At 65.4% G+C, this 21,888-nt stretch carries 14 protein-coding genes, 5 tRNA genes and 2 pseudogenes; 10 read left to right on the top strand and 11 right to left on the bottom strand.

The window, feature by feature from the left end; translation table 11 throughout:
* Positions 1-97 precede the first annotated feature (97 nt).
* The 3 genes from ACCQ10_RS11105 to ACCQ10_RS11095 all read left to right on the top strand — a co-directional run bounded on the left by ACCQ10_RS11105 (position 98) and on the right by ACCQ10_RS11095 (position 1,936).
* Positions 98-1,171: a class III poly(R)-hydroxyalkanoic acid synthase subunit PhaC gene (locus ACCQ10_RS11105; RefSeq protein ID WP_166751065.1), complete on the top strand. Its 1,074-nt coding sequence runs from the start codon at positions 98-100 to the stop codon at positions 1,169-1,171.
* A gap of 106 nt (positions 1,172-1,277) precedes the next feature.
* Positions 1,278-1,475, top strand: coding sequence for a PspC domain-containing protein (locus tag ACCQ10_RS11100; protein WP_372360647.1), 198 nt, complete (start codon positions 1,278-1,280; stop codon positions 1,473-1,475).
* Positions 1,472-1,936, top strand: coding sequence for a hypothetical protein (locus ACCQ10_RS11095; RefSeq protein ID WP_372360646.1), 465 nt, complete (start codon positions 1,472-1,474; stop codon positions 1,934-1,936). Before ACCQ10_RS11100 ends, ACCQ10_RS11095 begins: the two co-directional genes overlap by 4 nt.
* Before the next feature lie 238 nt (positions 1,937-2,174).
* Here the strand turns inward: ACCQ10_RS11095 and ACCQ10_RS11090 are convergent, their stop codons facing one another.
* Positions 2,175-3,386 (bottom strand): NAD(P)/FAD-dependent oxidoreductase, encoded by a 1,212-nt coding sequence (locus ACCQ10_RS11090; RefSeq protein ID WP_372360645.1) that lies wholly within the window; start codon positions 3,384-3,386, stop codon positions 2,175-2,177.
* 190 nt (positions 3,387-3,576) lie between these two features.
* On the opposite strand from ACCQ10_RS11090, the gene ACCQ10_RS11085 reads away from it, so the two are divergent.
* Both ACCQ10_RS11085 and ACCQ10_RS11080 read left to right on the top strand, forming a co-directional pair.
* Positions 3,577-3,804 carry a hypothetical protein gene (locus tag ACCQ10_RS11085; protein WP_039409670.1) on the top strand — a complete coding sequence of 76 codons (228 nt, stop codon included), beginning with the start codon at positions 3,577-3,579 and terminating at the stop codon, positions 3,802-3,804.
* 102 nt (positions 3,805-3,906) lie between these two features.
* The gene (locus ACCQ10_RS11080) at positions 3,907-6,270 is read left to right on the top strand and encodes a Tex family protein (protein ID WP_372360644.1); all 2,364 of its coding nucleotides are present in this window, start codon (positions 3,907-3,909) and stop codon (positions 6,268-6,270) included.
* 326 nt (positions 6,271-6,596) lie between these two features.
* Here ACCQ10_RS11080 and ACCQ10_RS11075 read toward each other — a convergent pair.
* The 3 genes and pseudogenes from ACCQ10_RS11075 to ACCQ10_RS11065 all read right to left on the bottom strand — a co-directional run.
* Positions 6,597-9,587 (bottom strand): annotated as a pseudogene (locus ACCQ10_RS11075) (PAS domain S-box protein); the annotation flags it as partial.
* A 42-nt stretch (positions 9,588-9,629) separates the two neighbouring features.
* Positions 9,630-9,896: pseudogene (locus ACCQ10_RS11070) on the bottom strand (hybrid sensor histidine kinase/response regulator); the annotation flags it as partial.
* A gap of 578 nt (positions 9,897-10,474) precedes the next feature.
* Entirely contained in the window at positions 10,475-10,855 is a 381-nt protein-coding gene (locus ACCQ10_RS11065; protein WP_039409661.1) for a response regulator, read from the bottom strand.
* 138 nt (positions 10,856-10,993) lie between these two features.
* On the opposite strand from ACCQ10_RS11065, the gene ACCQ10_RS11060 reads away from it, so the two are divergent.
* Positions 10,994-11,080: transfer RNA gene (locus ACCQ10_RS11060), tRNA-Leu, on the top strand.
* Positions 11,081-11,298: 218 nt separating this feature from the next.
* Here the strand turns inward: ACCQ10_RS11060 and ACCQ10_RS11055 are convergent.
* Positions 11,299-11,463, bottom strand: coding sequence for a hypothetical protein (locus tag ACCQ10_RS11055; protein WP_372360643.1), 165 nt, complete (start codon positions 11,461-11,463; stop codon positions 11,299-11,301).
* A gap of 13 nt (positions 11,464-11,476) precedes the next feature.
* Here ACCQ10_RS11055 and ACCQ10_RS11050 point away from each other — a divergent pair, with 13 nt between their 5' ends.
* Positions 11,477-11,653, top strand: a complete 177-nt coding sequence (locus ACCQ10_RS11050; RefSeq protein WP_068835675.1) for a hypothetical protein — start codon at positions 11,477-11,479, stop codon at positions 11,651-11,653.
* 227 nt (positions 11,654-11,880) lie between these two features.
* Here ACCQ10_RS11050 and ACCQ10_RS11045 read toward each other — a convergent pair.
* From ACCQ10_RS11045 to ACCQ10_RS11020, 6 genes are all read right to left on the bottom strand, one after another.
* Positions 11,881-11,956, bottom strand: a tRNA-Glu gene (locus ACCQ10_RS11045).
* 47 nt (positions 11,957-12,003) lie between these two features.
* Positions 12,004-12,079 (bottom strand) — tRNA-Ala (locus ACCQ10_RS11040).
* 569 nt (positions 12,080-12,648) lie between these two features.
* Positions 12,649-12,724 (bottom strand) — tRNA-Glu (locus tag ACCQ10_RS11035).
* Positions 12,725-12,771: 47 nt separating this feature from the next.
* A tRNA-Ala gene (locus ACCQ10_RS11030) sits at positions 12,772-12,847 on the bottom strand.
* 92 nt (positions 12,848-12,939) lie between these two features.
* Positions 12,940-13,398, bottom strand: coding sequence for a c-type cytochrome (locus tag ACCQ10_RS11025; protein ID WP_039409014.1), 459 nt, complete (start codon positions 13,396-13,398; stop codon positions 12,940-12,942).
* Between the two features lie 8 nt (positions 13,399-13,406).
* Complete coding sequence (locus ACCQ10_RS11020; RefSeq protein WP_184440455.1) at positions 13,407-13,805, bottom strand: c-type cytochrome; 399 nt, start codon at positions 13,803-13,805, stop codon at positions 13,407-13,409.
* 204 nt (positions 13,806-14,009) lie between these two features.
* Between ACCQ10_RS11020 and ACCQ10_RS11015 the strand changes: the two genes are divergently transcribed.
* The 3 genes from ACCQ10_RS11015 to ACCQ10_RS11005 are packed head-to-tail and all read left to right on the top strand — an operon-like array spanning position 14,010 to position 21,729.
* Positions 14,010-15,143: an efflux RND transporter periplasmic adaptor subunit gene (locus ACCQ10_RS11015; protein ID WP_372360641.1), complete on the top strand. Its 1,134-nt coding sequence runs from the start codon at positions 14,010-14,012 to the stop codon at positions 15,141-15,143.
* A complete protein-coding gene (locus ACCQ10_RS11010; protein ID WP_372360640.1) occupies positions 15,140-18,649 on the top strand; it encodes an efflux RND transporter permease subunit in 3,510 nt (1,169 codons plus the stop codon). The genes ACCQ10_RS11015 and ACCQ10_RS11010 overlap by 4 nt, the downstream gene beginning before the upstream one ends.
* A complete protein-coding gene (locus tag ACCQ10_RS11005; RefSeq protein WP_372360639.1) occupies positions 18,646-21,729 on the top strand; it encodes an efflux RND transporter permease subunit in 3,084 nt (1,027 codons plus the stop codon). The genes ACCQ10_RS11010 and ACCQ10_RS11005 overlap by 4 nt, the downstream gene beginning before the upstream one ends.
* The last annotated feature ends 159 nt before the right edge of the window (positions 21,730-21,888 follow it).

Below are 21,888 nucleotides of genomic sequence, written 5' to 3'. Positions count from 1 at the left end.
CCACGCCTGCTTCGAGACCCACCTCGACAGCGACAGCGACACCGGCTACGTCGCCCGGCCGCAAGCCGGCCGCAGGCAGGTCACGTGGAGCCAAGGCATGAAAGGGCCGTTGGGATTCAGTGCCGAAGACCTGATGCAGGAAACCCTGTCGCTGCAGCGCAAGTTGCGCGAGGGCCTCAAGTTGCTGCCCGGCGTGGAAGACGTCGACTACGGGGTGACCGAGCGCGAAGAGATCTGGCGCGACGGTAAGGTGGTGCTGTACCGCTTTGTCGGCGATCAGGCGCCGGTGGCCAGGACGCCGCTGCTGATCGTGTATGCGCTGGTCAACCGGCCCTACATGGTGGACCTGCAGGCCGACCGATCGCTGGTCAAGGGGCTGCTGAGCCACGGCCAGGATGTCTATGTGCTGGACTGGGGCTACCCGGACCGTTCCGAGCGCTACCTCACCCTCGAAGACTATCTGCTGCGTTACATCGATGGCGCCGTGGATCACCTACGCGCGCATGCGGGGCTGGACGCGGTCGACGTGCTCGGCATCTGCCAGGGCGGCACGTTCTCGCTGTGCTACGCCGCGCTGCAACGCCACAAGGTGCGCAACCTGATCACCATGGTCACGCCGGTGGATTTCCACACTCCCGACAACATGCTGTCCAACTGGGCGCGCATGGTCGATGTGGACCTGTTCGTCGACACCATGGGCAACGTGCCGGCGGATCTGATGAACGCCAGTTACCTGATGCTCAAACCGTTCCGGCTCAATCTGCAGAAGTATGTCGGCTTGCTAGACATTCTGGACGACAAGCAGGCGCTGGAAGATTTCCTGCGCATGGAAAAATGGATATTCGACTCGCCCGATCTGGCCGGCGAAGCGTTCCGCGAGTTCGTCACCTTGTTCTATCAACGTAATGGGCTGGTGACCGGGCAGGTGGCCATCGGCGGGCAGGCGGTGGATCTGCAGGACGTGGACATGCCGGTCCTCAACATCTACGCCGAGCATGATCATCTGGTGCCGCCCGACGCCTCGCGTGCGTTGCGCGGGCTGGTGGGAAGCCAGGATTACAGCGAACTGAGTTTTCGCGGTGGGCATATCGGCATTTACGTTTCCGGGCGTGCGCAGCGCGAGGTGCCGGTGGCCATCCATCGCTGGCTGCAGGCCCGCGACGACCGCTGACGGACGGGCGGCTGCAATGGCCGGAAAGGGATCGTGCTGAAACGCCGTCACGGTTCGCTGTCGTCGGTGTTTCTAGACTGACCGCCACGTTTCCAGGAGTCTGCCCATGACCACCACCGCACTGTCCCGTTCTCTCAACGATCGCATGATTGCCGGCGTCGTCGGTGGCATCGCGCGCCGCTTCGGCTGGAGCTCCACGCTGCTGCGCGTGTTGTTCGTCATCGTCTCGATCGCCTCGGCCGCGTTCCCCGGCATCCTGGTCTATCTGATCCTGTGGCTGCTGATTCCCAACCAGGCCGATTGAACTCGGCGCCGCGCGGGCGAGCGGCCCTGCTGTTGCTGGGCGCGTTATGGACCCTGCCCAATACCGCGCTCGGTGTGTTGGTGGGTCTCATCGGCAGCTGTGGTGGTGCACGTCCGCGTTGGTCGCCTCAGGAACATGCCATCGTCTTTCATGCCTGGCCGTGGGGGCCGGGCGGAGCGATGACGCTCGGCAATGTGATCCTGCTCAAGGGGGCGTCGTTGGACCTGCAGTGCAGCACCTACGCGCATGCGGCCGGCCGGTGTGAATATCCGCCAGTACGCCTGGGTGACCACGAGCGTGCGCATGTCTACCAATACATGGTGCTCGGGCCGCTGTTTCTGCCGGTGTATCTGCTGTGTGGCGGCATCCACGTGCGCAACCCGCTGGAGCGGGCGGCCGATGCCTACGCGCTGAATGGGCGGGGATGGTGGCCATGGTCGGTCCAGGGCCTGATGCGCTGAATCGCTGCTCGGTGCGGGGTGGTGCCGCGTGCTGATCGCAGGTGTCGGCTGCCAGGCGCTCGGATGCTTGCCGTGCACCTGACGCGTCAGGCGGCGATTACGCTGTGCGTCGCTCGCAGTGTCAGCTTACCAGTGCGATCCAGTGCAGGCGAGTGCGATCAACCCTTGCGTTATGCAACGCCGGCCGCGTCATCCACCACGGCACCGGCCAGTAATGCTGCAGTCAGGCCCGGCGCGCTCAACCCAATCGTTCGAACCCGAACAGCGCGTGCAGTGGATGTGGCCTGCCTTCCAGCTGCGCACGCAGCAGGCCAGCCCCGATCGCGCTATAGGTGATGCCATTGCCGCCATAGGCCATCGCAAACAGCAGGCGCGGGCCGTGTTCGGCATGCGCGCCGAAGAACGGCAGCCCGTCGGCGGTTTCGGCAAATGTGCCGGCCCACGAAAACACCGGGCGCAGGCGCATGTCCGGCATGGTCTTGCCGATCTTCTTCAGCAGCGTCTTCAATTTGCCCTGCACGCGCGCATCGCGGCGTGCGGGGATGTCGACATTGTCGTCTTCGCCGCCTGCCACCACACGGCCATCGGGCGTGCTGCGCATGTACAGATACGGGCGTGCGGTCTCCCACATCATGGTGTGCCTGAGCGCGCCCATGTCGCTGTCATGCAGCGGGTCGGTCACGAACGCGTAGCTGCTGCGGTTGCGTGCCACGCGTTGCGAGAGCCACCGCTGGTTGCCGTAGCCGGCCGCCATGATCACGTGCCCGGCGCGGACCGTGACGCCTTCTTCGGTGCGCAACTCGACATGCTGCGCCTGCGGTACGATCGAGGCGATGCTGGTGCGATCAAAGATGCGCGCGCCGTATTGCTCGCATTCGGCAAACAGGCGATAGCACAGCCGATACGGGTCGACGCTGGCCGCCAGGCGGCTGAGGATCGCGCCGTCCGAGCGCACGCCATAGTCGTGCCACAACGGTTCGCGCTCGACCCATTCCACCGGCAGCCGATGCGTCCGGCGCGCATCCAGCTCGCTGCGCAGGTCGTTGAGGTCGCGCGCGCGGCTGGCGTAGTACAGGCTGTCCTGGCGAGTGAAATCGCAGCCGCCGAGGCTGTCGCACAGGTCCTGCAGATCGACGATGGCCTGCGCGCAGGCGCGGTAGGCGAGCGCGGCTGCCGGCATGCCGTATTGCCTGGCCAGTTCGATCATCGGAGTGTCGATTTCGTACTGCAGCAGCGCGGTGCTGGCCGAGGTGCTGCCCCAGCCGATTTCGCGTTGCTCGATCACCGTGACGTCGTGGCCATTGCGCAGCAACTCGTGGGCAATCAGCGCGGCAGTGACGCCGCCGCCGACGATCACGACCTCGCTGTGGGTGGCCTGCTCCAGGCGCGGATAGGCGCGCATCAATCCGTTGCGGATCGACCAGAAGGGGTAGCCACTTTTGAGGTCCATGCGATGTCGTACGTGCGGGCGGTCCGAGATTGGACGGCCAAGCGGGGTGAAGCGGTCGTGAGGCGGGCGCGGCCTTTCAGCCCGTCACCAAACCGCAAACAGCCGGCGTTAACGTGCGTGGAAAGCTCCTCACGGCGCGCTGGTTATGCTCGCGCCTCCCAACGCAACAACTGCAGTAAGAGGGTGTGACATGTCGATTGTCCTGTACGTCGGTGGCAGCAAAGATGGCGATAAAGGCGTTGTGCCTTACGGCTTCAGCAAGTCGCGCACCATGACCGCCAGTGGTCCGGAGATCTACGTCGAGCGCATGGTGCCGCTGAAGGACGTGGGCAAGATCCGTGTCATGGCGCTGGAATCGCTGCAGGAGAGCATCCTGGTCGAGCGCGCCGCCACCCATTACGCCCACCGCGCCAGCTGAGCGCGACGGCATAGGTTTACGGCGGCGCTGTCAACGGGTTTCCGTGGCGGGCCTGCACTGCGAAAATGCGGGTTTTCAGTGAAGCGGTTTACCCGCGCCGTCATGCACGATAGCCAGCTTGCCCAGCAGATCGCTCGCACCATCGCCGACGAGATCGGTGCCCAACCCGCCCAGGCGCGCGCCGCCATTGCCCTGCTCGACGAGGGCGCCAGTGTTCCGTTCATCGCCCGCTACCGCAAGGAAGTCACTGGCGGCCTGGACGATACCCAGCTGCGTAACCTCGAAACGCGCCTGACCTATCTGCGCGAACTGGAAGAGCGCCGTGCGGCGATCCTGTCCAGCATCGGTGAACAAGGCAAACTCAGCGACGAATTGCGTAACGAGATCGCCGCGGCCGATACCAAATCGCGGCTGGAAGATCTGTACCTGCCCTACAAGCCCAAGCGGCGCACCCGCGCGCAGATCGCACGCGAAGCCGGGCTGGAGCCCTTGGCCGATGGCTTGTTGGCTGATCCGGCCCAGGCGCCGGAAGTGGCCGCTGCAGCCTTCATCGACGCCGACAAGGGCGTGGCCGACATCAAGGCTGCACTGGAAGGCGCACGTGCCATCCTGATGGAACGTTGGGGCGAGGACGCTGCGCTGGTGGGCGAGCTGCGCAGCTGGCTCAACGATCACGGCGTGATCCGCGCAAAGGTGGCCGAGGGCAAGGAAGAGGCCGGTGCCAAGTACCGCGACTATTTCGACCATGCCGAATCGCTGGCAAAGATTCCGTCGCACCGCCTGCTGGCGCTGTTTCGCGCGCGCCGCGAAGAAATCCTCTATCTCGATCTGGACCCGGGTACCGATGCCGAAGCCGGCCACCAGTACGCCGAGGGGCGGGTGGCGCGCAATGCCGGCATTTCCAATGAAGGCCGGCCGGCCGATCGCTGGTTGCTCGACGCGTGCCGGCTGACCTGGCGTGCCAAGCTGCACATGCACCTGCTGCTGGACCTGTTCAATCAGGCGCGCGAAAAGGCCGAGGCCGAAGCGATTGCGGTGTTTGGCGACAATCTCAAGGACCTGATGCTGGCCGCGCCGGCGGGCCCGCGCGTGGTGCTGGGGCTGGACCCGGGCATCCGCACCGGTTGCAAGATCGCGGTGGTCGATGCCACCGGCAAACTGGTGGCCACCGAGACGATCTATCCGCACGAGCCCAAACGCCAGTGGGACCAGTCGCTGCAGACGATCAGGACATTGTGCATGCGGCACAACGTGGAGCTGATCGCGATCGGCAACGGCACCGCCAGCCGCGAGACCGACAAACTGGCCGGTGAGGCGATCGCGTTGTGCGGAGCCACCAAGCTGCAGAAGATCGTGGTCAGCGAGGCCGGTGCGTCGGTGTATTCGGCGTCGGAATTCGCTGCCAAGGAATTTCCCAACCTGGATGTGTCGTTGCGCGGCGCGGTGTCGATCGCGCGGCGGCTGCAGGACCCCTTGGCCGAGCTGGTCAAGATCGAGCCCAAGGCAATCGGCGTGGGCCAGTACCAGCACGACGTCGATCAATATCGCCTGGCCAAGGCGCTTGACGCGCGCGTGGAGGATTGCGTCAACGCGGTCGGCGTCTACGTCAATACCGCGTCGGCGGCGCTGCTGTCGCGGGTGTCCGGCTTGTCCAGCACCGTGGCCGAGAACATCGTGCGCCATCGCGACGACAACGGCCCGTTCAAACGCCGCAAGGACCTGCTCAAGGTGCCGCGACTGGGCGACAAGACCTTCGAACAATGCGCCGGCTTCCTGCGTATTGCCGATGGCGACGAGCCGCTGGATGTGTCGGCGGTACATCCGGAGGCCTATCCGGTGGTCGAGCGCATCGTTGCCAACACCGGCAAGCCGATCAAGGCATTGCTGGGCGATGGCAGCTTCCTGCGCGCGCTCAAGCCGGAGCTGTTCACCGACGAGCAGTTCGGTGTGCCGACCGTGCACGACATTCTGAAAGAGCTGGAAAAACCCGGCCGCGACCCGCGCCCGGAGTTCAAGGCCGCGCAGTTTGCCGAAGGTATCGAAGACATCAAGCACCTCAAGCCGGGCATGGTGCTGGAAGGCGTGGTCAGCAACGTGGCCGCGTTTGGCGCCTTCGTCGATATCGGCGTGCATCAGGACGGTTTGGTGCATATCTCCGCGTTGGCCGATACCTTCGTCAAGGATCCGCGCGATGTGGTCAAGGCCGGCGACATCGTCAAGGTCAAGGTGCTGGAGGTGGACGTGGCGCGCAAGCGCATCGCGCTCACCTGTCGCCTGTCCGACACGCCGCCACCGGCCGACGGCACGGCGCCATCGCGCGAGGCGCGCGGTCATGGCGGGCCCGGGCAGGGTCGCCGCGATGGCGGCGGACGTGGGCCGGCAGCCGGCAACAACAAGCCGCGCATCACCGCGCCCCCGGCCGACAATGCGTTGGCGGCCGCGTTCGCGCGCGCCAAGCGCAGCTGAGCCAACGCGCCCCGGCCGACGTGGTCGGGGCAGGGTGGGGAGGCGGCCTTACCCAGCAGGTCGCGGCGCGGCATGACCGCCGCTGCGACCGTTGCCCCTGTGTGCTCAGTCGCCCCGGGACGCTACTGCCCAGGCGCTATGAAACAACGACACACCCACGTTTATCGCGCCCCGGCACGTGCGCCCGGCAGCACGCACGCGGCGGCTGTGCGCAGGCGGCGGGCGTGATTGCGCATGATCCATGCCTCCCGCCGCTGCGGGCCGTGGGCATCACCTCGGCCGGATTGCAGGCGCTGCCAGCAGCCTGCCGCCTGCCCTTGAGGCCATCACGACGCGCCATGCCGCGTGCGTGCGGGCACTACCAGACGTTCGATCAGATCCACCAACCCGGGCGGCTCCACCGGCTTGCCCATATGCGCATCGAAACCGGCCACCACGGCGCGGTCGCGGTCCTCTTCGCGCACATAGGCGGTCAGTGCGATCGCCGGGATATGCCGCGGCAGATCGGCGCGGCCGGCACGCACCGTGCGGATGAGGTCGTAGCCATCGCGCAGCGGCATCGCGATATCGCTGACCAGCACATCGAACGGCGCGGTAGCCAGACAGTGCTCGGCCGCATCCACCGAACCGGCCGCCTGCACCTGCGCGCCGGCAAGCATCAAGAACTGCATCACCGCCTCGCGTGAATCCTGGTCGTCATCGACCAGCAGGATGCGCACATCGGCCAGGCGACCATGGCAGTCGGCCGGCAGCGGTCCCGAAGGCGCGAGCTCGGCCGAAGCGGGGCGCCAATCGCTGACGCCATGCTGGAACGGCAGCACGATGGTGAAGGTCGAGCCCTGGCCCGCACCGGGGCTGGAAGCGCCCAGGCTGCCGCCATGCAGGTCCACCAGCTGGCGGGAGATCGACAGGCCCAGTCCCAGGCCGCCCACGCGGCGTGTCGTACCGGCATCGGCCTGGCGAAAGCGGTCGAAGACATGCGGAAGGAAATCCGGCGCGATGCCGATCCCGCTGTCGTGCACGCACAGGCGCAGGCGCCCGTCGTCCACCTCCAGGCCCACCCGCACACTGCCGCCGGGCGCGGTGAACTTGAGCGCGTTGCTGAGCAGGTTGGAGAGCACCTGTTGCAGGCGCCCGGCATCGCCGAAGAACCACAGCTCGCCATCGACCGGCGCGTCCAGGTCCAACGCAATCTCGCGTGCGAGCGCGGCCGGCTGCATCAGTTCCACAGTGCTGCGCGCCAGCCCGGCGATGTCGAAGTGCTCTGCCTGCAGCCGGATCTTGCCGGACAGGATCGCGCTCATGTCCAGCAGGTCGTCGATGATCTGGGTCTGCGCACGCGCACTGCGTTCGATGATGACCAGGCCCTTGCCCAGGTTGTCCGGCGCGAAGGTCTGTGATTGCATCAGCCGCGACCACCCCAGGATGGCGTTGAGCGGCGTGCGCAGCTCGTGGCTCAGGGTGGCCAGGAATTCGTCCTTGACCCGGTTGGCATGCTCCGCCTGGTTACGCGCGGCCGTTTCCGCCTGCAGCGACAATGCGAGCCTGGCGTCCACCCGGGTCCGTTCGATCACGATGCCGGCCAGGTGCGACGCCGAGCGGGCCATGGCCTGCTCGCGCAGCGAAGGCAGATGCGGGCGGTCGTAATAGATGTTGAGCGTCCCCAGCACCTGGCCATCGCTGGACAGGATCGGCGTCACGCAGCACGCCACGATGCCCAGTGCCGCCGACACCGCGTGGTGGCGGCTGAAGCTCGGTTCGGCCTGGATGTCGGCACAGACCACTTGTTGGCCAAGATGCGCAGAGCGTGCGCACGGTGGTCCTTCCGGCCCTGCCGGCACCGGCTCGAACGGGCCGGGGTAATCGACCGGAAAATGCGGCGCCGAACCGAAGCTCAGGGTGTGCCGTACCTCGTCGAGCACCATCACCGAGCAATACAGCGCGATCTCGCCGCGTGCTTCCACGCTCAGGGCAATGGCATCCAGCACCACCGGCAATGGCGCGCCGGTGGTAATCAGGCTCAGGATCGCGCGGTCGGACGCTGTGGCGTCTTCGATCAGCTTGCGCTCGGAGATATCGGTCAGCGAGCCGATATGCCCCAAGAAGCGCCCGTCGCTCGCGAAGTGCGGCGAGGCGGTATCGATGCACCAGCGGTACTGCCCGTCATGGCGGCGTACCCGGTATTCGGCCAGGAATTCGCCACGCCGCTGCAGCGCCTGTTCGAATGCCAAGCGCACGCGCCCGGCATCGTCCGGATGCATCACGTCCCACCATCCCTGATCCAGCGCCTGATCCTCGGCCTGTCCGGTGAAGTGGTACCAGCGTGGGTTCCAGTAGACGCAATCGCCTTGCGCATCGGCCATCCAGATCATCGCCGGCACGGTTTCGCACAGTGCGCGGAAGCGGATCTCGCTCTCACGCAACTGCTGCTCGAAGGTGCGGCGGTCGTGGATGTCGGTATAGGTGCCGATCCACTCGCTGATACCGCCATCGTCGCCACGCACCGGCAGTGCGCGCGTCAGGTGCCAGCGCACCTGACCATCGTGACGCTGCAGCTCGCACTCCATTTCATAGGCGCGCTCGCCCTGCAGCGCGTCCTGCCAGGCCTGTCCCGACAGACGCAGGCCGTCGGCGGTATGGGCCTGGTGCCAGGCGGCGGTCTCGTGGTCGGCCGGGTCCAGCCCGGTGTATTCGTACCAGCGCTGGTTGAAATAGCGCGGCTGGCCGTCCGCTCCGGCAATGAAAATGATCTGCGGCAAGGTGTCGGCCAGGCGGCGCAAGCGTGCCTCGCTCGCTGCCAGCTGCTGCTGCGCCTTGGCGCGTTGCATCGACTCCCAGCAGCGTGCCGCCACCAGACGGACCAGCTCGATTTCGGTGGACAACCAGCGCCGCGGTGCGCGCTGATGCACACCGATGGCCGCCACCAGCCGGCCGTGTTTGTGCAGCGGAATCGCCAGCGAGGCGCGCAGGCCCGAGCGGCGATACTGCTCGGCCACATAGTCCGGCGCCCCGGGCGCCATCGCGTCGGTGGTGAACCAGGGCCGGTTTTGCAGCAGCGCGTCGCGCAGGCCCTGTGCTGCTTCCAGCGGAAAATCGCCCTGCAGGCTGGGCATGTCCTGCACGTGATCGCTGATGACGTGCATGGTGCCGCCGTCGGCGGCCGCCAGCCCGAACGCACACCGGTTGGCCTGCAGATGTTCGCCCAGCAGGCGCACGCTGGTGTCGATGATGTGCCGCGGATCGGAGACATGCTGCAGGGCGTCTTCGAGCATCAACAGGAAGCTGTCGCGACTCTCGACGCGGCGCTGCGCGGTGACATCGAAACCATGCACCAGGATCGCGTCGACGCGCCCATCGCTGTCGCGCATCGGCTGGTACAGGAAGTCCACGAAGGTTTCGTCAGGCGCGCTGCCCGGCGTGCGCTGCAGGTAGGCCGTCATCGATTCGCCGATGAAGGGCCGTCCACTGCGGCGCACGTCGTCGAGCAGTGCCAGATACCCTTGGTCGGCGATTTCCGGCATCGCCTCCAGCAAGGGACGGCCGAGGAGCGGCCGCTCACCGACGAGATCGTGGAAGCGTTGGTTGACCGTCTCGAAGACGTAGTCCGGGCCACGCAACACCGCCATGAAAGCCGGAGCCTGGTCGAGCGCTGGCGTTGCGACGCGCGTCGCCGCACTGCGATCTGACCGATCTGTCGCCTTGACAGGTGCAGCGGCGACATACAGCGCACCCACCTGCCGGCCGGCATCCAGCACCGGGCTGCATGACCAGGTCGACAGATCCAGGGCGGCGTGTGCGCCGGCAGACAGCGTGTCGGTGGCGTCGGGGCCAGTCAGCTCGGCAAGCGGCCGGCCGAACGCGGTCGGGTGACGCTCGCCCAATGTGTCGATGCAGGCATCGTTGTAAACGCAGTGCCCGTGCTCGCCCCACACCAGCAGCATCGGATGTCGTGCATGCAGGCAGATCGATAGGGAAGTACGCAGCGCCGGATGACCGCACAGCAGCGGATCGGCGGCGCATGCGGACGCCAAGAGCAGGGCGGCAGTTTCGCTCGTCTCCGGCAGCAAGCCGGCATACGGCGACACGGCACTCTCCATCCAGCAACCCGCCTGTCGTTTCGATGCCTGGATTTTAGTGGCAACGGGTCGGCTGGCAACCCGGGCCGCGATCATCGGTCAGGCTGCGACAGGGCAGGGCGCACGGCTCAGCTGCTGGCGCCGCTCAGTTGCCGGGCACGCAAGAGAGCGTTGACCAGCTCCTCGGAGAGGTAGGGCTTGGTGAGGATCACGCCGCGTTCGAAGCCGGCAGGGATGCTGGTACTGGCGACGCCGGTGGCCAGCACGAACGGGATGCCGCGCTCGGACAGCAACCGCGCAACCGGCTCGCTGGTCTCCCCGTTGCCCAGCCGATAGTCCAGCACGGCGATATCGGGCGCATCGTCCTGGATCAACCGCAGGGCCTGATGGACTTCGCCGACCGGGCCGGCGACGGCCGCGCCAGCATGGACCAGTTGCAACTCGAGCAGCATGGCATTCATGTCATCGTTTTCGACCACGAGTACCCGAACTCCACGCAACACCGACATTGCTTACTCCTTCACCAAGTCGGCCAGTATATCGGCCCTGACCAGGCAGGGTGCCGCCGACGTTTCAGGCACCTGAATTCGTCAGGCGCGTTGTGACACTGTTCGTTTCATTCTCAAGTCGCTATACTGCGCGGCCACGCCGAAGTGGCGGAATCGGTAGACGCAGCGGACTCAAAATCCGCCGCCCTTAAAAGCGTGTGGGTTCGAGTCCCACCTTCGGCACCAGGATGTTACGGTTTCAGCAAAGCCCTTCCGGCAAACGCCGGAGGGGCTTTTTGCTATTGGCGGTCTGGCGATGGAGCGCACGCAGCAGCGGCGGCGTTTTATCCGCGCGTGCACCTGGCGTGTTGATCGCGCTGGAACCCGGCCTGGTGCTGTCGCTTGTTTGATGCCCGCATATGCGGCGCCGCTGCGTCTGGCAGCTCACGCAATGCACCTTGGTTTCAGGCGAAGCATTGTGCGTCCTCATTTGCCTCGCCCCATGCCGTCGATTCGCCGCGTGTGGCGACCACATGTGTGGCGCTGAAATGGTGTTTGTCCATCGCCGCCGACAACAGCGCAGGCACGCAACCATCACGCACGGTGCGTACCTTGGAGGTTTCCTTCAAGCAGGTGTCCTCCATGGACTACGATTCTTCGCAGCAATTGCGCATTCTTCGCGACATCCACGACACCAAGCCGGTATCGGACGAAGAGGGAAACTGGGCGGTACGCGCGGGCTATGCCACCCAGGCCGAAGATGGCGACATCGATCTGACGCACGAAGGCCGCAAGGCACTGGATGATGGCCAGGCCTGAGGCTCCTGCATCCAGCACGTACCGGTCGCGCAAGCTGCTCTTGCCGCGCGAGTGGTCGTCGGTGCTCGTCGGGATGTGCATGCGTGTGCATTGCAGGCAGGCAAGAGTGACGGATGCACACAGGCGCCAGGCCTTCGAATATGGACGCGAGGGACGAGTTTGCAGCTCGCGGGACATCGGTCGTCAGATAAAAAAAAGCCCCGGCATTGCCGGGGCTTTTGGATGATTGGCGTCCCCACGGGGATTCGAACCCCGGTGTTCACCGTGAAAGGGTGGTGTCCTAGGCCTCTAGACGATGGGGACGCGTATCAAAACCTGAGTTGTCACTTTAGACGGCCTAATGTCTGAAGTGGTGGAGCCAGGCGGGATCGAACCGCCGACCTCCTGCATGCCATGCAGGCGCTCTCCCAGCTGAGCTATGGCCCCGCGTTGCTGCGAGCCGGCAATCATAGCGACTGAAAACGACTTTGGGAAGCGGTCTGCGCAAAAAAGATGCGCTCCCATCTTTGAGTGCCGATGACGGTATGGCCGCGCGCGCGAAAGTGCGTGCTGCCTGCTGCCTGTTGCCTGCTGCGTTCTTCGCGGGCTTGCCATCTGGCGCATTCGCATTCTGAGCGCCTCGTCGTTCGTGGCGCTGCGCATTGCATCATGCGTCGACGCGCTTGCTGACGTTGCACAGTGTCCAATGCAATGCCGTGCTTGCCGCCAGATCTTCAGGGCGAGCTGACGGTGGACACCTGTTGCAGGAAGCTAAGATCGATCTGCACAGGTGAGGCATCGGCGCGTTCGCCCGCGCTGAGGTTACGCGTGTACTCCTTCGCGCAGAAGTTGCAGTTATCAGTTCACATGCGCGCGAGGGCGAAGCGGCGCTGAAGCGGAATGCACGTCGTGGCGCAGTACCGCTGCAGTGCGCCCGCAGCAGCGCGGCCCTGCGGTCACACGCGCACGCAAAACGCATAAAAAAAGCCCCGGCATTGCCGGGGCTTTTGGATGATTGGCGTCCCCACGGGGATTCGAACCCCGGTGTCCACCGTGAAAGGGTGGTGTCCTAGGCCTCTAGACGATGGGGACGCGTATCAAAACCTGAGTTGTCACTTTAGACGGCCTAATGTCTGAAGTGGTGGAGCCAGGCGGGATCGAACCGCCGACCTCCTGCATGCCATGCAGGCGCTCTCCCAGCTGAGCTATGGCCCCACGAAACTGAGAACGAAATGATAGCGGCCTGTGAATGTTCGCGCAAGCGATTTTTCATTCCGCATGAGACGGCGCGCGTGCGCCGCGCCGGCTCACTTGACGCCGTGCAGGTCGCGCAGCTGGGTCTGCCGCGCACCGAAGTAGGCGGCGAGATCGGCGATGTCCTGATCGCTCAGTGCGGTTGCCTGCGCGGTCATCAACGGATGCTGGCGGTCGCCGCTGCGATACGCCTGCAATGCATGCGCCAGGTAGTCGCCGTACTGGCCACCGAGTTTGGGATAACTGGGGTCGATTGGTGCGTTGCCGTCGGCACCGTGGCAATCAACACAGCTCTGGCCGGTGGCCTTGCCCTTGGCGTGTGCCAGCTTGTCGCCGGCATCGGCGCGGCCGGTCGGCAGGCCGGCGGAGGAGCCCGAGCCATGTTCGCCGCTGGCGTGGCCGGCATCGCCGGCGGAGTGATCGGTGGACTCGACCTGGGATTGAGAGCAGGCCGCCATCAGGGCAGCGACCAAGACGATGGCTAGACGCGGAGCGTGCAGGGCGTTCGGCATGTGGGCGCTTATTTGAGGGTGGACAGAAAGGCTGAGATGTCGGCGATGTCCTGCTCGGAGAAACTCTGTGCCTGCGCCTGCATGGTCGGATGCTTGCGCTTGCCCTGGCGGTACTCGGTCAGCGCCTGCGTCAGGTATTGGGCAGACTGCCCGCCGATCTTGGGCACGCGATAGCTGGGGTAGGCGTTCTTGTAACCGGTGACGCCGTGGCAGCCCTGGCAGGTGTAGGCAAGCAGGCGACCGTTGGACGGATTGCCGGACGGTGCAGCGGGTGCGGGGGCGGCCGTGGCCGTGGCAGGTGCCGGCGTGGCCGGAGCTGCAGGCGTGACGGATGGTGTTGCTGATGCGCCCCCAAACGGCAGGAAGACGACCAGAGCGAGACAAGCGGCGAGCGGCTGCGGGCGCATGGTTTCGTATCCGGAAGACTGATTGAGCGTCCGCACGTGGGGGCGTTACGGAACCGGACCGAGTATGCCTGCGATTTGGCGCGGCGCAAACGGGGTGAATACGCGAAGTTGAACAGACCATGACCTTTGGCGCATTGGCGGCATACGTGCCCGGGTGGTTTACTTGCCTACAACACCTGTTCACGCATCCACTAGGACACGACGATGTCGCCATTCTCCTTCTTGCCCGGCCGCAGCGGAACCTGCGCGCTAGCCTTGTTTATCTCCACCAGCCTGTTGTTGGGCGGTTGCAAGACCGGCGACAGTGAGGCCAAGGCTGCAGAAGAAAAGAAGACCGTGGATGCGGTGCCGGTGGAGACCGCCAAGGCGGCGCGGCGCGCGGTGGCCGCCAGTTACACCGGCACCGCAGCGCTGGAGCCGCGCGCCGAATCGCAGGTGGTGGCCAAGACCTCGGGCGTTGCGCTGGCGGTGCTGGTGGAAGAAGGTCAGAAGGTGTCAGCCGGCCAGGCACTGGTGCGACTGGATCCGGACCGCGCGCACCTGGCAGTGGCGCAGAGCGAGGCGCAACTGCGCAAGCTGGAAAACAGTTATCGCCGTGCCACGCAGTTGGTGGGCCAGCAACTGGTGAGCGCAGCGGATGTGGATCAGCTCAAGTTCGATGTGGAAAACAGTCGTGCGCAGCACCGTCTGGCATCGCTGGAGCTGTCCTACACCACGGTGCAGGCGCCGATTTCCGGGGTGATCGCTTCGCGTTCGATCAAGACCGGCAACTTCGTGCAGATCAACACGCCGATCTTTCGCATCGTCGACGATTCGCAGCTGGAGGCCACCCTCAACGTGCCCGAACGCGAATTGGCCACGCTCAAGTCGGGCCAGCCGGTGACCTTGCTGGCCGATGCGCTGCCGGGCCAACAATTCGTCGGCAAGGTGGATCGCATCGCGCCGGTGGTGGACTCGGGCAGCGGCACGTTTCGCGTGGTCTGCGCATTCGGCCAGGGGGCCGAAGCGTTGCAGCCGGGCATGTTCGGACGCATCCGCATCGATTACGACCAGCGCAAGGACGCATTGGTGATCCCGCGCCTGGCGTTATTGGACGATGGCGAACCGGCAGTCTTCGTAGTGCGCAACGGCAAGGCCAGCCGGGTGCCGGTGAAACTGGGCTACGCCGAGGGGCCGTGGCTGGAAGTGCGGCAGGGCCTGAAGGAAGGCGACCAGGTGGTGACTGCCGGCAAGGTGGCGCTGCGCGACGGCACTGCGGTGCAGGTGATCGGCCAACCCGATCGCAAGCCGGTCGCGACCAAGGCCGCTGCGCCCGCACATGATGAGACGCACGCATGAGCGAGAACGGCAACCCGCACGGACCCGTGCATGATCCGCACGCACCACTGCCTGGCGGCGGTGGCCTGGTGGCCTTCGCCACGCGGCGGCGTGTGACCATCGCCATGATCACCGTAACGATGCTGCTGTTCGGACTGATCGCGTTACGCAGCCTCAAGGTCAATCTGCTGCCCGACCTGAGCTATCCCACGCTCACCGTGCGCACCGAATACACCGGTGCGGCGCCAGCGGAAATCGAGACGTTGGTGACCGAGCCGGTGGAAGAGGCCGTCGGCGTGGTCAAGAACCTGCGCAAGCTCAAGTCGATCTCGCGCACCGGGCAGAGCGATGTGGTGCTGGAGTTTGCCTGGGGCACCAATATGGACCAGGCCAGCCTGGAGGTGCGCGACAAGATGGAAGCCTTGTCGCTGCCGCTGGAAACCAAGCCGCCGGTGTTGCTGCGCTTCAATCCGTCCACCGAGCCGATCATGCGGCTGGCGTTGTCGCCCAAGCAGGCGCCGGCCTCCGACACCGATGCGATCCGCCAGCTCACCGGGCTGCGTCGTTACGCCGATGAAGATCTGAAAAAGAAACTTGAACCCGTGGCCGGCGTGGCCGCGGTCAAGGTCGGTGGCGGGCTGGAAGACGAGATCCAGGTCGATATCGATCAGCAGAAGCTGGCCCAGCTCAATCTGCCAATCGACAACGTGATCACCCGGCTCAAGGAAGAGAACGTCAATATCTCCGGCGGCCGGCTGGAAGAAGGCTCGCAACGCTATCTGGTGCGCACGGTGAACCAGTTCGTGGATCTGGACGAGATTCGCAACATGTTGGTCACCACGCAGAGCAGCAGCGGCAGCGCGGCCGAAGCGGCGATGCAGCAGATGTATGCCATTGCGGCGTCCACCGGCTCGCAGGCGGCGCTTGCAGCTGCAGCCGAAGTGCAGAGCACTTCGTCGGCGTCCAGCAGCAGCATTGCCGGCGGCATGCCGGTGCGGCTGAAGGATGTGGCGCAGGTGCGCCAGGGCTACAAGGAACGCGAGGCGATCATCCGCCTGGGCGGCAAGGAAGCGGTGGAGTTGGCGATCTACAAGGAAGGCGATGCCAACACCGTGTCCACGGCCGCCGCGCTGCGCAAGCGCCTGGAGCAACTGAAGGCGACGGTGCCGGGCGATGTGGAGATCACCACCATCGAAGACCAATCGCACTTCATCGAGCACGCGATCAGCGACGTCAAGAAAGATGCGGTGATTGGCGGCGTGCTGGCGATCCTGATCATCTTCCTGTTCCTGCGCGATGGCTGGAGCACGTTCGTGATCAGCCTGTCGTTGCCGGTGTCGATCATCACCACGTTCTTCTTCATGGGCCAGCTGGGGTTGAGCCTCAACGTGATGTCGCTGGGCGGGCTGGCGTTGGCCACCGGCCTGGTGGTGGACGATTCGATCGTGGTGCTGGAGAGCATTGCCAAGGCACGCGAACGCGGCTTGAGCGTGCTGGATGCGGCGATTGCCGGCACCCGTGAAGTGAGCATGGCGGTGATGGCATCTACGCTGACCACCATTGCGGTGTTCCTGCCGTTGGTCTTCGTCGAAGGCATCGCCGGGCAGTTGTTCCGCGACCAGGCGTTGACGGTGGCGATCGCGATCGCGATCTCGCTGGTGGTGTCGATGACGCTGATCCCGATGCTGAGTTCGCTCAAGGGCGCGCCGCCGATGGCGTTCCCGGACGAGCCGAGCCACCCGCAGTGGCAGCCGGAGCAGCGCTGGCTCAAGCCGGTGGCCGCCGGGCGGCGCGGTGCGGGTGCGAGCGTGCGTTACGCGTTCTTTGGCGCGGCGTGGGCGGTGGTCAAACTGTGGCGTGGCATTGCGCGGGTGGTGGGGCCGGTGATGCGCAAGGCCAGCGACCTGGCGATGGCGCCGTATGGGCGTGCCGAGCGTGGTTATCTGGCGATGTTGCCGGCGGCCTTGAGGCGTCCTGGCCTGGTGCTGGGTCTGGCAGCGGCCGCATTTATCGGCACGGTGTTTCTGGTGCCGATGCTGGGCGCGGACCTGATTCCGCAGCTGGCCCAGGATCGCTTCGAAATGACCGTCAAACTGCCGTCCGGCACGCCGCTGGCGCAGACCGATGCGCTGGTGCGCGAGCTGCAGCTGGCCCATGACAAGGACCCCGGCGTTGCCTCGTTGTACGGCGTCAGTGGCAGCGGCACGCGGCTGGATGCCAACCCCACCGAGAGCGGCGAGAACATCGGCAAGCTCACCGTGGTGATGGCCGGCGGCGGCAGCCCCGACGTGGAAGCGGCCGCCACCCAGCGGCTGCGCAGCAGCATGGCCGGGCATCCGGGCGCGCAGGTGGATTTTGCGCGGCCGGCGTTGTTCAGTTTTTCGACGCCGCTGGAAGTGGAACTGCGCGGGCAGGATCTGGGCGAGCTGGAACAGGCCGGGCAGAAGCTGGCGGCGATGCTGCGCGCCAATGGCCACTATGCGGACGTGAAGTCCACGGTGGAGGAGGGCTTCCCGGAAATCCAGATCCGCTTCGACCAGGAGCGCGCCGGTGCGCTGGGGCTGACCACGCGCCAGATCGCCGATGTCATCGTCAAGAAGGTGCGCGGCGATGTGGCCACGCGCTACAGCTTCCGCGATCGCAAGATCGATGTGCTGGTGCGTGCGCAGCATAGCGACCGCGCCAGCGTGGAGGCGATTCGCCAGCTGATCGTCAACCCGGGCAGCAGCCGGCCGGTGCGTCTGGCGGCAGTGGCAGAAGTGCTGGCGACCACCGGCCCCAGCGAGATCCATCGCGCGGATCAGACCCGCGTGGCGATCGTGTCGGCGAGCCTGAAGGACATCGACCTGGGCGGTGCGGTGCGTGAAGTGGAGACGATGGTGCGCAAGGACCCGCTCGCTGCCGGCGTGGGCATGCACATCGGTGGGCAGGGCGAGGAACTGGCGCAGTCGGTCAAGTCGCTGCTGTTCGCGTTCGGTCTGGCGATCTTTCTGGTGTATCTGGTGATGGCCTCGCAGTTCGAATCGCTGCTGCATCCGTTCGTCATCCTGTTCACCATCCCGCTGGCAATGGTCGGTGCGGTGCTGGCGCTGCTGATGACCGGCAAGCCGGTCTCGGTGGTGGTGTTCATCGGCCTGATCCTGCTGGTGGGGCTGGTGACCAAGAACGCGATCATCCTGATCGACAAGGTCAACCAGCTGCGCGAAGCCGGCGTGCCCAAGCGCGAGGCATTGATCGAAGGCGCACGCTCGCGCCTGCGTCCGATCATCATGACCACCTTGTGCACCTTGTTCGGCTTCCTGCCGCTGGCAGTGGCCATGGGCGAGGGCGCGGAGGTGCGCGCACCGATGGCGATCACCGTGATCGGCGGCCTGCTGGTCTCGACGCTGCTGACCTTGCTGGTGATACCGGTGGTGTACGACCTGCTGGACCGGCGTGCCGATGCCTACTACCTGGAGCGTGGCCGGCGGATGGCACGACGCGAGGCGCCCGCCGGCGGCCATACCGACGGACTGGAGGCGCTATGAGCGTTGCCGCCTTCAGCATCCGCCGGCCGGTCACCACCATCATGTGCTTCGTGTCGTTGGTGGTGGTGGGCTTGATCGCCGCGTTCCGGCTGCCGCTGGAAGCCTTGCCGGACATCTCCGCGCCATTCCTGTTCGTGCAGTTGCCGTACACCGGCTCCACCCCGGATGAGGTGGAGCGCAACCTGGTGCGGCCGGCCGAAGAAGCCCTGGCGACGATGACCGGCATCAAGCGCATGCGCTCCACGGCCACTGCCGATGGCGCCAACATCTTCATCGAGTTCAGCGACTGGGATCGCGACATCGCCATTGCCGCCTCGGACGCGCGCGAGCGTCTGGATGCCATCCGCGACGATCTGCCGGACGATCTGCAGCGCTTCCATATCTTCAAGTGGTCCAGCAGCGACGAGCCGGTGCTCAAGGTGCGCCTGGCCAGCCAGACCGACCTGACCGGCGCCTATGACATGCTGGACCGCGAGTTCAAGCGGCGTATCGAGCGCATCCCCGGCGTAGCGAAGGTGGAAATTTCCGGCGCGCCGCCGAACGAAGTCGAAATCGCCATCGCACCGGACCGCCTCACCGCACACGACCTCAGCCTCAACGACCTGAGCGAGCGGCTGGGCAAGCTCAATTTCTCGGTATCTGCCGGCCAGATCGACGACAACGGCCAGCGCATCCGCGTGCAGCCGATCGGCGAACTGCGCGATCTGCAGGAATTGCGCGAGCTGGTGCTCAACGCCAAGGGTCTGCGCCTGGGCGATATCGCCCAGGTACGCCTGAAGCCGACCCGCATGAACTACGGTCGCCGGCTCGATGGGCGGCCGGCGATCGGTCTGGACATCTACAAGGAGCGCAGCGCCAACCTGGTGGACGTCTCGCGGCTGGCCTTGAAGGAGGTCGAGGACATCCGCGCCGAGCCGGCAATGCGCGATGTGCAGGTCAAGGTCATCGACAATCAGGGCAAGGCGGTGACCTCGTCGCTGGCCGAACTGGCCGAAGCCGGCGCGGTAGGGTTGCTGCTGTCGATCACCGTGCTGTTCTTTTTCCTGCGGCACTGGCCCTCCACGCTGATGGTGACGCTGGCCATCCCGATCTGCTTTGCGATCACGCTGGGCTTCATGTATTTCGTCGGTGTCACCCTCAACATCCTGACCATGATGGGCCTGTTGCTGGCGGTCGGCATGCTGGTCGACAACGCGGTGGTGGTGGTGGAAAGCATCTACCAGGAGCGCGAACGCACGCCCGGCCAGCCGCAACTGGCGGCGCTGCTGGGCACGCGTAGCGTGGCGATCGCGCTCAGCGCCGGCACGCTCTGCCATTGCATCGTGTTCGTGCCGAACCTGTTCGGCGAGACCAACAACATCAGCATCTTCATGGCGCAGATCGCGATCACCATTTCGGTGTCGCTGCTGGCGTCGTGGCTGGTGGCGATCAGCCTCATTCCGATGTTGTCGGCGCGCATGAAGACACCGCCGATGGTGACCTCCGAGCGCGGCGTGATCGCGCGGCTGCAGCGGCGTTACGCGCGCGTGCTGGCATGGACGCTGGCGCATCGCGGCTGGAGCGTGACCGGAATCATCCTGGTCAGTGCGATCAGCCTGGTGCCGATGAAGCTGACCAAGGTCGACATGTTCGGTGGCGATGGCGGCAACGAGGCCTTCATTCAATACCAGTGGAAAGGCTCGTACACGCGCGAGCAGTTGGGCGATGAGATCGGCCGGGTGGAGAACTATCTCGAAGCCAATCGCGCCAAATACCACATCACGCAGATCTATTCGTGGTTCAGCGAGGTGGAAGGCAGCAATACCGTGGTGACCTTCGACGCGAGCAAGGTCAAGGACCTGCCGCCGTTGCTGGAACAGATCCGCAAGGAGCTGCCGCGGTCTGCGCGTGCCGATTACAGCATCGGCAATCAGGGCGACGGCGGCAGCGGCAATCAAGGCGTGCAGGTGCAGTTGGTCGGTGATTCGACCGAGGCGCTCAAGGCGTTGGCCGACGACGTGATTCCGCTGCTGGCACAACGCAAGGAATTGCGCGACGTGCATGTGGACACCGGCGACCGCACCAGCGAACTGGCAATTCGGGTGGATCGGGAGCGGGCGGCGGCGTTCGGCTTCAGTGCCGAGCAGGTGGCCAGCTTCGTCGGCTTGGCGTTGCGTGGCACGCCTTTGCGCGAGTTCCGGCGTGGCGACAACGAGGTGCCGGTGTGGGTGCGCTTTGCCGGTGCCGAACAGAGCAAGCCGGAAGACCTGGCCAGCTTTACGGTGCGTACCAAGGATGGCCGCAGCGTGCCGTTGCTGAGCCTGGTGGAGGTGCAGATCCGTCCGGCCGCCACCCAGATCGGTCGCACCAATCGCCAGACCACGCTGACCATCAAGGCCAACCTGGCGGAGAAGGTCACCGTGCCGGAGGCGCGCGCTGCGATGGAAAAACCGCTCAAGGCGATGCGTTTCCCGGCCGGCTACAGCTACACCTTCGACGGCGGCGATTACCAGGACGATGGCGAGGCGATGGGCCAGATGGTGTTCAACCTGGTGATCGCGCTGGTGATGATCTACGTGGTGATGGCCGCCGTCTTCGAGTCGCTGTTGTTCCCGGCGGCGATCATGAGCGGCGTGCTGTTTTCCATTTTCGGGGTGTTCTGGCTGTTCTGGATCACCGGTACTGCGTTCGGAATCATGTCCTTCATCGGCATCCTGGTGTTGATGGGCGTGGTGGTGAACAACGGCATCGTGATGATCGAGCACATCAACAATCTGCGCCGCCGCGGCATGGGGCGCACGCAGGCGCTGGTGGAGGGGTCACGCGAGCGGCTGCGGCCGATCATGATGACCATGGGGACCGCCATCCTGGCGATGGTGCCGATCTCGCTGACCAGCACCACGATGTTCAGCGACGGCCCGCCGTACTTCCCGATGGCGCGCGCCATTGCCGGCGGCCTGGCCTTTTCGACGGTGGTGAGCCTGCTGTTCCTGCCGACGATCTACGCGATCCTTGACGACATGAGCAGCGGCGCAGCGGCGCTGGTACGACGAGCGCGCGGTGTGCCGAAGACAACGCCGATGAACGCTGCGTTGGAGTAGCGAACGAGGTGCTGCCTAACAATGCGGCTGTGGCTCTTGAAAGGCGCGCGATGCATCAAGCCCCTCTCCCCCCGCAGAGGGGTTAGGGTGAGGGTACGGCTCTCCGGCTGATACAGGGACCGAGGCACCTGCCTGTTAGCCACTGGTTTCGGCGAGAGG

The organism is Xanthomonas sp. NCPPB 1325, from assembly GCF_041477645.2.
In the GTDB taxonomy this organism is placed as follows: domain Bacteria; phylum Pseudomonadota; class Gammaproteobacteria; order Xanthomonadales; family Xanthomonadaceae; genus Xanthomonas; species Xanthomonas cannabis.
This window is presented reverse-complemented; position numbering and strand designations above follow the sequence as displayed.